The sequence below is a fragment of the Prevotella melaninogenica ATCC 25845 genome (assembly GCF_000144405.1).
GTDB classification, from domain to species: Bacteria; Bacteroidota; Bacteroidia; order Bacteroidales; family Bacteroidaceae; genus Prevotella; species Prevotella melaninogenica.
On sequence record NC_014370.1, the window covers coordinates 250,499 to 265,855 of the forward strand.

The 15,357-nt window shown below is 42.4% G+C and carries 10 protein-coding genes; 9 read left to right on the forward strand and 1 reads right to left on the reverse strand.

Translation table 11 applies throughout. The features are described 5' to 3' along the window. Nucleotides 1-2 precede the first annotated feature (2 nt). The 7 genes from nusA (at nt 3) to HMPREF0659_RS00895 (ending at nt 9,988) form a co-directional block, all read left to right on the forward strand. Nucleotides 3-1,268: a transcription termination factor NusA gene (nusA, locus tag HMPREF0659_RS00865; protein ID WP_036921634.1), complete on the forward strand. Its 1,266-nt coding sequence runs from the start codon at nt 3-5 to the stop codon at nt 1,266-1,268. A 135-nt stretch (nt 1,269-1,403) separates the two neighbouring features. Next, the gene (gene infB, locus HMPREF0659_RS00870; RefSeq protein WP_013264077.1) at nt 1,404-4,259 is read left to right on the forward strand and encodes a translation initiation factor IF-2; all 2,856 of its coding nucleotides are present in this window, start codon (nt 1,404-1,406) and stop codon (nt 4,257-4,259) included. 352 nt (nt 4,260-4,611) lie between these two features. Next, nucleotides 4,612-6,057 carry a Fe-S cluster assembly protein SufB gene (gene sufB / locus HMPREF0659_RS00875; protein WP_013264873.1) on the forward strand — a complete coding sequence of 482 codons (1,446 nt, stop codon included), beginning with the start codon at nt 4,612-4,614 and terminating at the stop codon, nt 6,055-6,057. Between the two features lie 18 nt (nt 6,058-6,075). Then, on the forward strand, nt 6,076-6,480 hold the full coding sequence (locus HMPREF0659_RS00880; RefSeq protein WP_044045800.1) for a hypothetical protein: 405 nt from the start codon (nt 6,076-6,078) through the stop codon (nt 6,478-6,480). A gap of 12 nt (nt 6,481-6,492) precedes the next feature. After that, nucleotides 6,493-7,251 carry a Fe-S cluster assembly ATPase SufC gene (sufC, locus tag HMPREF0659_RS00885; protein ID WP_013264703.1) on the forward strand — a complete coding sequence of 253 codons (759 nt, stop codon included), beginning with the start codon at nt 6,493-6,495 and terminating at the stop codon, nt 7,249-7,251. Between the two features lie 99 nt (nt 7,252-7,350). Further along, complete coding sequence (sufD, locus tag HMPREF0659_RS00890) at nt 7,351-8,694, forward strand: Fe-S cluster assembly protein SufD (RefSeq protein ID WP_004358706.1); 1,344 nt, start codon at nt 7,351-7,353, stop codon at nt 8,692-8,694. Nucleotides 8,695-8,770: 76 nt separating this feature from the next. Beyond that, the gene (locus HMPREF0659_RS00895) at nt 8,771-9,988 is read left to right on the forward strand and encodes an aminotransferase class V-fold PLP-dependent enzyme (protein WP_013264764.1); all 1,218 of its coding nucleotides are present in this window, start codon (nt 8,771-8,773) and stop codon (nt 9,986-9,988) included. Between the two features lie 95 nt (nt 9,989-10,083). Here the strand turns inward: HMPREF0659_RS00895 and HMPREF0659_RS00900 are convergent, their stop codons facing one another. Beyond that, complete coding sequence (locus HMPREF0659_RS00900) at nt 10,084-10,365, reverse strand: hypothetical protein (protein WP_013264647.1); 282 nt, start codon at nt 10,363-10,365, stop codon at nt 10,084-10,086. Nucleotides 10,366-10,532: 167 nt separating this feature from the next. On the opposite strand from HMPREF0659_RS00900, the gene HMPREF0659_RS00905 reads away from it, so the two are divergent. Both HMPREF0659_RS00905 and HMPREF0659_RS00910 read left to right on the forward strand, forming a co-directional pair. Next, entirely contained in the window at nt 10,533-11,135 is a 603-nt protein-coding gene (locus HMPREF0659_RS00905) for a ribonuclease HII (RefSeq protein WP_013264005.1), read from the forward strand. A 1,021-nt stretch (nt 11,136-12,156) separates the two neighbouring features. Then, nucleotides 12,157-15,342, forward strand: a complete 3,186-nt coding sequence (locus HMPREF0659_RS00910; protein WP_013264360.1) for a SusC/RagA family TonB-linked outer membrane protein — start codon at nt 12,157-12,159, stop codon at nt 15,340-15,342. Nucleotides 15,343-15,357: the final 15 nt, after the last annotated feature.

Genomic DNA, 15,357 nt, shown 5'->3' on the forward strand with positions numbered 1-15,357 from the left:
CTATGGCAGCAAGAAAAATAGAAGAAGAACGTCCGAATATGATCGAGACCTTCAAGGAGTTTAAAGACACCAAGAGCATCGATCGTACTACATTGGTGAGCGTTTTGGAGGAGAGCTTCCGCAATGTACTCGCTAAAATTTTTGGTAGTGACGAAAACTTCGACGTGATTGTAAACCCTGATAAGGGCGACTTCGAGATTCACCGTAACCGTGTGGTTGTGGCTGATGGTGAGGTTGAGGATGAGAATAAGGAAATAAGCCTTACAGATGCACGTAAGATAGAGGCAGACTATGAAGTAGGTGAGGATGTAAGTGAGGAGGTTGACTTCAATAAGTTCGGTCGCCGTGCTATCTTGAATCTTCGTCAGACATTGGCTTCTAAGATTCTTGAGCTGGAGCATGACTCTCTCTATAATAAGTATAAGGACCGTGTTGGTCAGATTATCTCTGGTGAGGTTTATCAGACTTGGAAGCGTGAGGTTCTGCTTGTTGATGAAGAGAATAATGAGTTGATTCTCCCTAAGGGTGAGCAGATTCCACGTGATCAGTATCGTAAGGGCGAGACTGTTCGTGCGGTGATTCATCGTGTTGACAATGAGAATAACAATCCAAAGATTATCCTCTCACGTACTGCTCCAGAGTTCCTTGAGCGTCTGCTTGAAGCTGAGGTGCCTGAAATCAATGATGGTTTGATAGCTATTCGTAAGATTGCTCGTATGCCGGGTGAGCGTGCAAAGATTGCTGTTGAGAGCTTTGATGAGCGTATCGACCCAGTAGGCGCTTGTGTTGGTGTACGTGGTAGTCGTGTTCATGGTATCGTTCGTGAACTTTGCAACGAGAATCTCGACGTTATCAACTGGACTGCAAATACAAAACTCTTTATTCAGCGTGCGCTTGCTCCTGCAAAGGTGAGTAGCTTAACTATTGATGAGGAGAATAAGAAGGCTGAGGTTTACTTGCAGCCAGAGGAGGTAAGTCTTGCGATTGGTCGTGGTGGTATGAACATCAAGTTGGCAAGTATGCTGACAGGTTATACCATCGACGTATTCCGTGAACTTGACGAACAGAATGCAGAGGAGGATATTTACTTGGATGAGTTCTCTGATGAAATTGATCAGTGGGTTATCGATGCCATTAAGGGTATCGGACTTGACACAGCGCGCCAGGTACTCAACGCTCCACGTGAGATGCTGATTGAAAAGGCAGACTTGGAGGTAGAGACCGTTGATAGCGTGTTGAACGTATTGAGATCAGAGTTTGAACAGTAAAAGGTGATTGGTTGGTGGGTGATGGCTGTTGACTGAAAGCTAACGGGTGTGACTATTCAGCAACTCCATGTTCGGAACCCCTCTCTACCAAAAGGCATATCAACAACCAACACCCTACACCGAAAAATAAAGTTAATGAGCATCAGATTAAACAAAGCAATTCGTGAATTGAATATAGGACTCCAAACGGCAGTGGAGTTCTTAGAGAAGAAGCCAGAGTTAGGCGAGGTGAAGAACGAGCTTAACTTCAAGCTAAGCGAGGGTCAGTATAAAGCTCTCGTAGATGCCTTCAATAATGATAAGGAGGTAAAGAAGGACGCTGCTAAGCTTTTGCAGAAGAAGACTAAAGAGAAGAAAAGCGCTGCAGAACATAAAGGCGAAGCAGTCATGAAGGCTGAGCGTCAGCAGTATAAACCAGTCGGAAAGATAGACCTTGATCAGCTGAATAAGCCAGCTGCAAAGAAAGCTGCTGCTCCTGTTGAGAATAAACCTACCCCTGCTGCTGCCGTAGAACCTGCAGAGGAGAAGAAAAAGGTAGAGAAACATGATGCAAGCAAGAAGCCTGCTGTAAATAAAGAAGAGGCTAAACCTGTTGCTCCAAAGGTTGAGAAACCTGTTGAGGTAAAGACTGAGCCTAAGAAGAAAGAAGCTCCTGTGGCTAAGGCTGAGGTAAAGGCTGAGTCTAAGGTGCAGGCTGAACCTGCAGCTACTAATACTCCAGCTGAACCTGCTACTGCAGAGGAGAAGAAAGATAATGGTTTGTTCCAGACCAAGAATGAGAAGAAGATCTTAAATACACCTAAGGTGAATGTCTTAGGTAAGATTGATCTCAGCACTTTGAACCAGAGTACCCGGCCTAAGAAGAAGAGTAAGGAGGAACGCCGTAAAGAGCGTGAAGAGAAAGCTGGTCAGGGTAATGGTCAGGGCAAGAAGAAACGCGTTCGTATTAACAAGGAACGTGTTGATATCAATGCTGCCGCTAATCAGCAGCAGAACCAGAATGGTAAGAAAGGCAATAACAACAATGGCGGTGGCAACAAGAATGCGGGTAAGAAGAACCGCAATCGTAATCAGAAGCCTTTAGAGGTTGATGATGAGGCTGTAGCACGCCAGGTAAAGGAGACACTTGCACGTTTGACAAGCAAGAGTCAGAATAAGAAGGGTGCTAAATACCGTAAAGAGAAGCGTGATGCTGTTCAAGAACGTCTGAATGCAGAGGCAAAGGCAGAGCGCAAGGAAAGTAAGATATTGAAGTTGACAGAGTTTGTTACTGTTTCAGAGTTGGCAACAATGATGAATGTTCCTGTAACAAATGTCATCTCAACCTTGATGTCTGTAGGCATCATGGTGTCTATCAACCAGCGTCTTGATGCAGAGACTATCAATCTTGTTGCTGATGAGTTCGACTTCAAGACAGAATATGTAAGTGCAGAAGTACAGGAAGCAGTTAGTGAAGAGGAGGATGATGAGAATGATCTCGTATCACGTGCTCCAATCGTGACTGTCATGGGTCATGTTGACCATGGTAAGACTTCTTTGCTCGACCATATCCGTAATACGAATGTGATTGCTGGTGAGGCAGGTGGTATCACCCAGCACATCGGTGCTTATGGTGTGACACTTGAGAATGGCCGTAAGGTTACCTTCCTTGATACTCCTGGTCACGAAGCATTTACTGCTATGCGTGCTCGTGGTGCACAGGTTACCGATATTGTGATTATCATCATTGCTGCAGACGACTCTGTGATGCCTACTACCAAGGAGGCTATTGCTCATGCACAGGCAGCAGGTGTTCCTATGGTATTTGCAATCAATAAGATTGATAAGCCAGGAGCTAACCCTGATAAGATTCGTGAAGACTTGTCACAAATGAATCTTCTCGTTGAAGAGTGGGGTGGTAAGTATCAGTGTCAGGAAATCAGTGCTAAGAAGGGTATCGGAGTGAACGAACTTCTTGATAAAGTTCTTCTTGAGGCTGATATGATGGATCTCAAAGCTAACCCTAACCGTAAGGCTACAGGTACTATCATTGAGTCTTCACTTGATAAGGGTCGTGGTTATGTAAGTACGGTTCTTGTATCTAATGGTACATTGAAGATTGGTGATAACGTTATCGCTGGTACTTCATGGGGTCGTATCAAGGCTATGTTCAATGAGCGTAACCAGCGTATCGAAAGTGCTGGACCAGCAGAGCCTGCAATCATCCTCGGTCTGAATGGCGCACCAACAGCAGGTGATACCTTCCATGTTATGGAGACTGAACAGGAGGCACGTGAGATTGCAAACAAGCGTGAGCAGTTGCAACGTGAGCAGGGCTTGCGTACACAAACACGTCTTACCCTGTCTGATATCTCTCACCGAATCGCTCGTGGTGAGTTCCATGAGATGAATATCATTGTGAAGGGTGATACTGATGGTTCTATCGAGGCATTGTCCGACTCATTCATCAAACTGTCAACAGAGAAGGTTAATGTTAACGTTATCAGTAAGGCTGTAGGTCAGATTTCTGAGAACGATGTTATGTTGGCATCAGCTTCAGATGCTGTTATCGTCGGCTTCCAGGTTCGTCCTTCTGCTGATGCACGTCGCTTGGCTGACCGTGAGGGTGTAGAAATCAATACTTACTCTGTCATCTATGATGCTATCGACGATGTTAAGTCAACGATGGTGGGTATGCTTGACAAGGTGAAGAAGGAGATTGTCACTGGTCAGTTTGAGGTTAAGCAGGTCTTCAAGATTTCCAAGGTTGGAACTGTTGCCGGTGGTATGGTTACTGAAGGTAAGGTTCACAGCAAGGATAAGGGTCGCGTAGTCCGTGATGGTATCGTTATCCATACAGCTCCTATTGATGCTCTGAAGCGTTATAAGGACGATGTGAAGGAGGTCGCTACAGGACTTGAATGTGGTATCTCACTTGTCAATTACAATGATTTACAGGTGGGTGACATCATCGAAACCTTCACGGAGATTGAGGTTGAACAGAAATTGTAACAATATAAAAAACCGTCTTTTCTCCATTAAAGGAGTAAAGACGGTTTTTTCTTCGTGGTAACAAATGTTGCCATTGGACTTTGTGGCATACATATTGTATGTTCACAGAGTGTATATAAGTATTGAGAATAGAGACGGTGGAAACTAAGAACTTATTGTTGGATGAATAGGAACGATAGGTTTAAATGAATCAAACAATAGGTATAGGAAAGGCAGATAGTGTATTTGGATGGGCTAAACGTTAGAGATAAAGAAGTATACTGAAAAGGTAGGTATTCTCTTTAACCCTTCTAACTCCCTCTAACTCTTTTGACTCCTGAGTATTCTCCCTCTCTTTAATCGCAAAAAACAAATGTCTGAGAACAAGAATAATGAATTTGTAAAGAAGGTCGCAGAGCAAAAGTATGAGTTCGGCTTTACGACTGATGTACATACGGAGGTCATTCCGAAAGGTCTGAACGAGGATGTCGTTCGACTTATTTCGCAGAAGAAAGGGGAACCAGAGTGGCTCCTCGATTTTCGTTTGAAGGCTTTCCGTTACTGGCAGACACTCCCTATTCCAACGTGGGGACACTTGCATTTGCCAGAGTTACATCTGCAGGATATCTCCTATTATGCTGATCCATTAGCGAAGAAGCCAAAGAACAAGGAGATTGATCCAGAGTTAGCAAAGACTTTTGATAAGTTAGGTATTCCATTGGAAGAGCGTCTTGCTTTGAGTGGTACGGCAGTTGATGCCATTATGGACTCGGTGTCAGTGAAGACTACTTTTAAGAAGCAGTTGGCTGAGAAGGGTATAATCTTCTGCTCTATCGGTGAGGCAGTTCAGGAGCATCCTGACTTGATACGTAAGTATCTCGGAAGTGTTGTTCCTTATCGTGACAACTATTCTGCAGCACTCAACTCTGCGGTCTTTAGTGATGGTTCCTTTGTATATATCCCTAAGGGCGTTCGTTGTCCAATGGAGCTTAGTTCGTACTTCCGCATCAATGCGGTTAATACAGGTCAGTTCGAACGTACATTGATTGTAGCTGATGATGACTCGTATGTTAGCTATCTTGAGGGCTGTACTGCTCCTATGCGTGACGAGAATCAGTTGCATGCAGCAGTCGTTGAAATTGTTGTCTTGGACAATGCAGAAGTAAAATACTCTACTGTTCAGAACTGGTATCCAGGTGATGAAAACGGTAAGGGTGGTGTCTTGAACCTTGTTACAAAGCGTGGTGAACTTCGTGGAGTGAACTCAAAGCTGTCATGGACACAGGTAGAGACAGGTTCGGCAATCACTTGGAAATATCCTTCTTGTGTGTTGAAGGGTGATAACTCACAGGCAGAATTCTATTCTGTTGCTGTAACCAATAACTACCAAGAGGCTGATACGGGTACGAAGATGATTCACATGGGTAAGAATACCAAGAGTACAATCATCTCTAAGGGTATCTCTGCTGGCCATAGTCAGAACTCTTATCGTGGCTTGGTTCGTGCTACAGCCAATGCGGAGAACGCTCGTAACTATTCAAGTTGTGACTCTCTTCTCTTAGGTTCTGACTGCGGTGCTCACACCTTCCCTTATATGGATATTCATAACGATACAGCCATTGTTGAGCATGAAGCAACCACTTCGAAGATTAGTGAGGACCAACTTTTCTATTGTAATCAGCGTGGTATTCCTACTGAAGATGCTGTTGGTTTGATTGTCAATGGTTATGCTAAGGACGTACTCAATAAGCTTCCAATGGAGTTTGCGGTTGAGGCACAAAAACTACTCTCTGTAACACTTGAAGGAACAGTAGGATAATATAACTGAATATACAACATGCGAAAGGTCATTCTTATCACGTCTGGCTTGCTGCTAACAACAATGCTTCAAGCTCAGTCATGGCAAATAAAGCCGTGGCAGAAATATTTGATTGATGAGCAAGTGAAGCAGGATACAGCGATTACATGTCAGTCAGTGATGGGGTTGCCATCGATACCCAAGCCCTTTGAAACTCGTCTCTATCGTACAGTTACGGGCTCGGAGATGATAGGCAACTTACCACGTTACAAGAAGAAATCAAAGTCCTTCCTTGGTTATAATGACTCTTCGCCATCGCTTTTTGAAGAGCAGAGAGAACAAGAAAAAACAGAGAAGATGGCTCGTGGGGAGTATCATACCTCTGATTTCGTATTCGACATGTTGTTGGATTTCGTTAATATATTTTTAGTGAAGAAAAAATAAAGCAAATATAATATGTTAGAAGTAAGAAACCTGCATGCAACCATCGCAGGTAAAGAAATATTAAGAGGCATCAACCTCACAATTAAAGATGGTGAGATTCATGCTATTATGGGTCCTAATGGCTCTGGTAAGTCAACACTGAGTGCAGTACTTACAGGTAATCCTCTCTATGAGGTAACTGATGGTATGGCATTGTTTAATGGCAAGAATCTCTTGGAGATGAAGCCTGAGGACCGCTCTCATGAGGGACTCTTCTTGTCTTTCCAGTATCCAGTAGAGATACCTGGCGTAAGTATGACTAACTTCATGAAGGCTGCTATCAATGCAAAGCGTGCCTATGAAGGGTTAGAGCCAATGAAGGCTGCAGAGTTTATGGCACTCATGCGTGAGAAGCGTCAGTTAGTTGGTATGGACTCAACACTCTCTCGCCGTAGTGTAAACGAGGGTTTCTCTGGTGGTGAGAAGAAGCGTAATGAGATTTTCCAAATGGCAATGTTGGAGCCAAAGCTTAGTATTCTTGATGAGACAGACTCTGGTCTTGATGTTGATGCTATGCGTATTGTAGCTGAGGGTGTAAACAAGATGCACAATGAAACGACTTCAGCTATTGTTATCACACACTATGAGCGTCTGTTAGAGATGATTAAGCCAGATGTTATTCATGTGCTTTATAAGGGTCGTATCGTGAAGACTGCAGGTCCTGAACTTGCAAAGGAGATTGAACAGCGCGGATACGATTGGATTAAGGAAGAGGTTGACGCAGAGGAATAATCGGTGGCTTAAGAGTGTCTTGTAGTTCTAATAAAAATAGTATTACGAGTGGCATTAGTCCCGCTATCCTTTAGATAAAACCTCCAAAAAGAAATTACAATGCAAAGCGAAAAACAATATATAGACCTCTATACAGAGGCGCAGCAACTCATCAAAGAGCATGCTGCACCTGTGCTCAATGAGGTACGCGATAAGGCTTTTGAAGACTTCCGTCGACAGGGCTTTCCTACCAAGAAGGTGGAACGCTATAAGTACACGGATATGCAGAAGCTCTTTGAACCTGATTATGGATTGAATCTCAACCGTCTTGAGATTCCTGTTAATCCTTATGATACTTTCAAGTGCGATGTTCCAAATCTCAGCACTTCTCTTTATTTCATAGTGAATGATCAGTTCTACAGTAAGTCACTTCCAAAGGCAAAGCTTAATGATGGTGTCATTGTTGACAGCTTGAATCATGTAGCAACTGAGCGTCCTGAGTTGGTTGCAAAGTATTATGGTCGTCTTGCCAATACTGAGGCTGATGCGATAACAGCTTTGAATACAATGCTTGCACAAGATGGTCTTTTTATCTATGTGCCTAAGAATGTACAGCTTGAGCGTACCATACAAGTAATCAATATCCTTCGTTCAGATGTTGACTTGATGGTCAATCGTCGGGTACTCATTGTTCTTGAAGAAGGTGCTAAGGCACAGTTCCTCTTCTGTGACCACGCTGCTGACGACCGTAACTTCCTTGCTACACAGGTAATCGAAGCCTACGTAGGAGCAAATGCCAATCTTGAGTTGAACTGTCTTGAGGAAACGCATGCAAAGAATGTACGCGTGTCGAATGTATATATCGAGCAGCAGCGTGATTCACGTGCAAGCCACAATGTCATTACATTGCATAACGGAGTTACTCGTAATATGCTCGACCTTGTTTTCAAGGGAGAGGGTAGCGAATGTTTCTGTAATGGTTGTGTGATAGCTGATAAGAGTCAGCATGTTGACAACAATACGCTTATCGACCATCAAGTACCTCATTGCACAAGTAACGAACTTTACAAGTACGTACTTGATGATAATGCAGTAGGTGCTTTCGCAGGTCGTGTGCTTGTTCGCAAGGGCGCGCAGAAGACGCTTTCACAAGAGAACAACCGTAACCTTTGTGCCAGCAAGACAGCTCGTATGTTCACCCAGCCAATGCTTGAGATTTATGCTGATGATGTTCAGTGTAATCATGGTTCAACGGTAGGACAGCTTAATGATGCTGCGCTCTTCTACATGCAGCAGCGTGGTATTGATAAGAAAGAAGCAAAGCTCCTCCTTGAGTTTGCCTTTATCAATGAGGTAATTGATAAGATGGAACTTGAGCCATTGCGCGACCGTCTCCACCATTTGGTAGAGAAGCGTTTCCGTGGTGAGCTTGATAAGTGTGAAGGTTGCGATTTGTGTAAGTAATTTGGTATTAGGCTAATTGGGCTTATTAGCCTTATTAGCCCAATAAGCCTTATTAGCCCAATTAGCCCAATAAAAGATGTACGATATAACGAAAGTTCGGGAATCCTTCCCAATTCTCTCCCGCACCGTCTATGGTAAACCCCTGATTTATCTTGACAATGGTGCCACCACGCAGAAACCGCTCTGTGTGTTGGATGCTATGCGGGAAGAATACCTCAATGTAAATGCCAATGTGCATCGTGGTGTACACTGGATGTCACAACAGGCAACTGACTTGCACGAGGCAGCACGTGAGACAGTGCGGAAGTTTATCAATGCTCGTTCAACAACTGAGATTGTCTTCACACGTGGTACGACAGAGAGTTTGAATCTCGTTGCTTCCAGTTTTGTAGAAGGTTGTATGAAGGAGGGTGATGAAGTGATAGTCTCTACCATGGAGCATCACTCAAACATTGTGCCTTGGCAGTTGCAGGAACAGCGCAAGGGAATTGTGCTAAAGGTTATTCCAATGACCGATGAGGGTGAACTTCTGCTTGAAGAATACGAGAAACTCTTCACCGAACGTACAAAACTTGTTAGTGTAACGCAGGTAAGCAATGTTCTTGGCACCGTCAACCCTGTAAAGGAGATGATTCGTATCGCCCATGAACACGGTGTTCCTGTAGTAGTGGATGGTGCGCAAAGCGTTCCTCACTTTGCCGTTGACGTGCAAGACTTAGATTGCGACTTCCTCGCCTTTAGTGGTCATAAGGTGTATGGTCCGACAGGTGTGGGCGTTCTTTATGGTAAAGAAGAGTGGCTCGACCGACTACCTCCATATCAAGGTGGTGGTGAGATGATAGAGCGTGTTAGCTTTGAAAAGACTACCTTTGAGCGTCCACCTTTGAAGTTTGAGGCTGGAACACCTGATTATGTTGCAACGCATGGACTTGCAACCGCCCTCGATTATGTTACTTCCTTAGGAATGGATAATATCCTTGCTCATGAGCAGGACCTCACACATTATGCACTTCAGCAACTTCGTGAGATAGAGGGTATGCACATCTATGGACATCGTAATGACAGCGGGGATGCTGTTATCAGTTTCAATGTCGGTGATATTCACCACATGGACCTTGGTACATTGCTCGACCAGTTAGGTATTGCTGTCCGCACGGGTCATCATTGTGCACAACCTTTGATGGATCGCCTTGGTATCCTTGGTACTGTTCGTGCCTCCTTCGGATTATATAACACACGTGAGGAAGTGGATGCTTTGGTAGCAGGTATCAAGCGTATTGCAATGATGTTTTAAGGAAATAAGTAGATTCAAACAGGCGTTTATATGCGTTTCATTACGCTTATGAACGCCTGTTTTCTTGCAGATATACAAGGTATACACCGAGGTTCTTATCCCTTCTTGCACTTATAAAGGCTGAAGACAAACCAAATAAGGAAGACTCCTTGTAATAGTAATGATGAAACAATCGGGAATATAGTCAGAATCAAAGCCAACTGAGCTTGCGTGATATAGGAAGCCTGCTTGCTACTCACTTCCCGTTCGAGGACAGAGCTGTAATAATTACGTAGCCACTCTACTGGAGTTTGGAACCATGCAGCTGCGTCTGCGAAGAAACGACTAAGCTCGTTGTACGATGCGTTACGCTCTGTGAGAATCAATTCTTTTTTCATATTCTTTGTTCTTTAATTGTTGCTATATATAAATGATGTGTAAAACATTCCTTGGTTTACGTTTGCAAAATTAGTTGTGTGTTATGCAAGGAATGTTCACTCTGCAAAAAATATTTGTTATATAAGATTAAAACGAAAGGTTCTTTAACTTTTAAAACCTATTGCTCATGCTGAAAAGTCATTATTATGAAAGCCTAATAGAGGCTGGTTGCGACGAAGCAGGCAGAGGATGCCTTGCTGGAAGTGTCTATGCTGCAGCCGTTATCCTACCACCCGATTATCAGAATGAGTTGTTAAACGACTCAAAGAAACTGACAGCAAAGAAACGTTATGCACTTCGTGAGGAAATTGAGCGAGATGCTATTGCATGGGCAGTGGGTATCGTTACGCCTGAAGAGATAGATAAGATAAATATTCTCAACGCCTCTTTCTTGGCTATGCATCGAGCGTTGGACCAGTTGAAGGTACGTCCAGAAGCGGTTATCGTTGATGGTAATCGCTTTAAGCCTTACCAAGATCTACCTTCAACAACCATAGTTAAAGGAGATGGGAAGTATCTTTCTATTGCAGCTGCTTCAATCCTTGCCAAGACTTATCGTGATGATTACATGCTCTCCTTGGCAGAGGAATATCCGCAGTATGACTGGCAGTCAAATATGGGTTATCCAACGAAGAAGCATCGTCAGGCTATTCGTGAACATGGTATCACACCTTATCATCGCAAAAGTTATAACCTTTTGGGTGATGGGCAGCTCTCTTTTGACTTCTAAACCTAATTGAATATATGATTCTAAACAGATTTTATTGTATTGGCAAGCATCTTGTCTGTTATTGTAACGCCAGCATAGTGTACTAAAATCAAGTTACAAAGACAGACAAGATACTAATAAGAGCCTAAATTCGGTTTAAAAATGATATCATATTAGGTATTGTTTAATGACCCAATCTGAGATTCATCTGTTTTAGACTTCATTCTCCTCAACGAATTGAGTTGCGACTTTTATTTACATTATTCTAATAGGATTACTTTACATTATTTGTGGTTCTAACAGCGTAAATGTAAGGTTAAGTCCTTATTTTTTTATATATTGTTTATGCTGTCTTGTAAACAATTCCCTAATAAAGATATTCTTTATACCTTATAATATGCTATAAGGATTTTTTTTTTCTGTTTTTGAATCCCCAATCGGTCATGAGGGGCTAAACATATGTCATTGCGCACATGTGGTGCGAAGGGTCAGCACCAACCGTGTTAAGTCTTAGCACCAATGGTGCGGAGTACTAAACACCTTGTAATATGTCAGTTGTTTGTTCGTAACTCATTGTTAGAAAAGGCTTATTTTATTGTTAGTAAGTAGGTTTGTTAAGTTATTTACTTCTTCTAAAAATCGGGTGATATTGCTCGTTTGGATTAATATTAATAATCGCTATTACGATTTAATGGCAGATTTGGCTCTAAAGTTACTTTATCTCTCTATACTTAATTATATTTTAATCTTTAATAAGGGATGGAAGTGTAATACTTACAATATGCTGTTTTATGCGTTGTTATATATAATAATTAATTTATTTTCATGCAATAATATGTCGTTTCGTAAAAACGAAACATTAATAAATGTGAAAACATTAATTAAAATTTCACTTCCACTTGGAACTTTAAAAGTGGTGTACTATCTTTGTGCTGTGTTAAAAAATATCTGTACCATGATTGTATGCAATTTGTAATACCTTACGTATTAATAGTTTGAGTCTGAAATAGTTTATTTATTATATTAATTAAAGAGAGAATTTATGGAAAAAAGACTAATGATGTTTTTAGTCGGTCTATTCCTAAGTTTAGGAACAGCGCTGGCGCAGACAGAGATTAGCGGAACTGTAGTTTCCTCAAGTGATGGGCAGCCTGTTGTGGGTGCATCTATCCTTGTGTCTGGAACTCAGAACGGTACTGTAACTGATATTGATGGTAAATTCCGTCTCTCAGCACCTGCAGGAGCTAAGTTGGTGGTGTCTTATGTTGGTATGGCATCAAAGACTGTTACAGCTTCAAACAACATGAAGGTTACCTTAAATCCGAATGACAAGAATCTTGATGAAGTCGTTGTTGTGGCATATGGTACAGCTAAACGTCAATCAATTACAGGTTCTGTTGCCGTTGTCGATTCTAAGAAAATCTCTGATCGTATTAGTACTACGGTAACGGGTGCACTGGAAGGTTCTGCCCCTGGTGTACAGGTAAATAACTCTTATGGCGAACCTGGTGCTACACCTAAGATTCATATCCGTGGTGTGGGTACATTGGTTAAGGATGCTGACCAGCCTCTTTATATTGTTGATGGTACTCCATTTGAAGGTAATATTGCCGAGTTAAATCCTGGCGACATTGAGTCTATGTCTGTCTTGAAGGATGCTTCTTCAGCAGCTCTCTATGGTAACCGTGCGGCTAATGGCGTTGTCTTGATTACAACAAAGAAGGCTAAGTTCTCTTCTAAGCCAAATATCTCTTTGAAGATGGATCAAGGTTTCTACAGACGTGGTATCCCAGAGTATGACCGTTTAGGTCCAAACGAGTGGATGGAGGCTTCTTGGGTAGCAATGAAGAATTATGCGCTTTCAGGTGGTATCGCTTCAACTGAGGCTGCAGCCGGTACTTTTGCTACTGAGCACTTGATGGGTGATTTTGTGAAGCGTAATATCTATGATGCTGCTGATAATGCTCTCTTTGATTCAAATGGTAAGCTGATTGCTTCTATTCGTCCTGGTTATGATGACCTTGATTGGCAGAAAGCTGTTGAGCGTACTGGTCATCGTCAGGAGTATAGCCTTTCTGCTGGTGTAGCAGGTGATAAGTACAATATCTACTCTTCTGCTGGTTATCTGAATGAGCAGGGTTACACTTTGAACTCAGGTTATGAGCGTTTTACTGGTCGTATTAATACACAATATACAGCTAACAAGTGGCTCGAATTAGGTTTGAACCTCTCTGGTACTTCTTCTGTAAGAAGCTATAATTCAAGTGCTAAAGAAACTTTCTATGCTAATCCATTCTATGTAACTCGTTACATGGCTCCTGTTTATCCTGTCTATTTGCATAATGCTGATGGCACATACGCTTTGGACGCAGATGGTAACAAGCAATATGATACTACATCTGAGTATCTTGAAAATCGTAACCTCCCTTACGAGATGACGATGGATATGGACCGAGTACGTAGAAACGTATTGGATGGTTTGTTGTACACAAAAATTAGTTTGCCATACGGTTTCTCTTTGACTGGAAAAGTAGACTTGAACCATTCTAATGAAAACCGTCAGAAATATAATAACCCTGTTATTGGTGATGGTGCATCTAACAATGGTCGTTTGTCAGAATATGCTTATCAGTATATCTCTTATACAGGACAGGAACTTTTGAACTGGGATCATAACTTTGATCTCCACCATGTTGATGTTCTTCTCGGTCATGAGAATTATAGCTGGAATCGTAAATATGCACGTGTCATGAACACGAATGCTGCTATTGCAGGTTTGCGTGCGTTGAGTAACTTCGTATTAAACACTGATACAGAAGGCTATTTTGAGGATTATAGAACTGAATCTTATCTTGGTCGTCTGCGTTACAACTATGATGAGAAGTACTTCTTTGACTTCTCTCTTCGTCGTGATGGTTCTTCTAAGTTCCATAAAGATAAGCGTTGGGGTAACTTCTTCTCTGCTGGTGTAAACTGGAACATTAAGAAAGAAAACTTCATGAAGGATGTGAAGTGGGTTGATGCTTTACGCGCCCGTGTTTCATACGGTGAGGTTGGTAACGATGCAGCTGTTAACTATTATGGTTATCAGGCACTTTATTACATTACTAAGAATGGTGGTAACCCTGCTTTGGTACGTCAGAAGCTATCAGCTCTCGACTTGAAGTGGGAGACAACTCAGACACTTGACTTTGGTATTGAGGGTACGCTCTTTGATCGTTTGAACTTCAGCTTGGGTTATTTTGACAAGCGTTCTAAGGACTTGCTCTTCGAGGTTCGTTTCCCATTGTCAGCAGGTTCTTTCTTCGATGATGATGCTATTCAGAATCTTACACAGTATCAGAATATCGGTACTATCTCTAACCGTGGCTTCGAAATCATGTTAGGTGGTGATGTTGTACGTTCTAAGGATTGGACATGGAACCTCTCTTTTGACGCTACCACATTGAAGAACAAGGTACTCAAGTTGCCTAAGGGTAAAGATATCTTGCATGGTCAGCAGAACTATTCTGAGGGGCACTCTGCTTATGAGTGGTACACCTATCACTTCGTAGGTGTTGATCAGATGACTGGTAAATCTCTCTATGATCTTGATCCAAAGCAGGAAGCTACTGCTTCTGCTGCTGGTAAACTTGTAGAGATTAATGGAACAAAGTACACAACGTCTACTTCTCAGGCAATCCGTAAGTGGGCGGGTACAGCTCTCCCTTCTGTTTATGGCTCATTTGGTTCTAACCTTCGTTGGAAGGACTTGAGCTTGTCTATGTTGATGACTTATAGCCTTGGTGGTAAGACAATGGACGGTTCTTACAGAGCTTTGATGTCTACAGGTTCAGCTTCTTCTGCAGCTGCACTTCATAAGGATGCACTTAACTCTTGGAATGGTGTTCCTGCAGGTATGACAGCTACATCTCCTAATCGTATCGACCCTAATGGTACACCAATCCTTGACTTCAACGGAAGTGTTGATAACAATGCGGTTAGTGACCGTTGGTTGACAAGTTCTTCTTATTTCATCATGAAGAATATCATGCTCACTTATCGTTTACCAAAGGCATTGGTTACAAAGTGGGGTCTTGGTGGTATTGCTGTAAAGGCTGGTGTTGAGAACCTCTTCACACTTACTGGTCGTAAGGGTATAAACCCACAGTATAAATTTAATGGTGACAGTGACAATACTTATGTATCTGCACGTGTGTTTAACTTCGGTTTGACAGTGGATCTCTAATATTGTAGAATTTAA

Bases quoted from the DNA above. Each gene is read 5' to 3' on its own strand.
- HMPREF0659_RS00895 (WP_013264764.1), top strand. From the start codon at position 8,771: ATGTACGATATAACGAAAGTTCGGGAATCCTTCCCAATTCTCTCCCGC.
- infB (WP_013264077.1), top strand. From the start codon at position 1,404: ATGAGCATCAGATTAAACAAAGCAATTCGTGAATTGAATATAGGACTC.
- nusA (WP_036921634.1), top strand. From the start codon at position 3: ATGGCAGCAAGAAAAATAGAAGAAGAACGTCCGAATATGATCGAGACC.
- HMPREF0659_RS00900 (WP_013264647.1), bottom strand. From the start codon at position 10,365: ATGAAAAAAGAATTGATTCTCACAGAGCGTAACGCATCGTACAACGAG.
- sufC (WP_013264703.1), top strand. From the start codon at position 6,493: ATGTTAGAAGTAAGAAACCTGCATGCAACCATCGCAGGTAAAGAAATA.
- sufD (WP_004358706.1), top strand. From the start codon at position 7,351: ATGCAAAGCGAAAAACAATATATAGACCTCTATACAGAGGCGCAGCAA.
- HMPREF0659_RS00880 (WP_044045800.1), top strand. From the start codon at position 6,076: ATGCGAAAGGTCATTCTTATCACGTCTGGCTTGCTGCTAACAACAATG.
- HMPREF0659_RS00910 (WP_013264360.1), top strand. From the start codon at position 12,157: ATGGAAAAAAGACTAATGATGTTTTTAGTCGGTCTATTCCTAAGTTTA.
- sufB (WP_013264873.1), top strand. From the start codon at position 4,612: ATGTCTGAGAACAAGAATAATGAATTTGTAAAGAAGGTCGCAGAGCAA.
- HMPREF0659_RS00905 (WP_013264005.1), top strand. From the start codon at position 10,533: ATGCTGAAAAGTCATTATTATGAAAGCCTAATAGAGGCTGGTTGCGAC.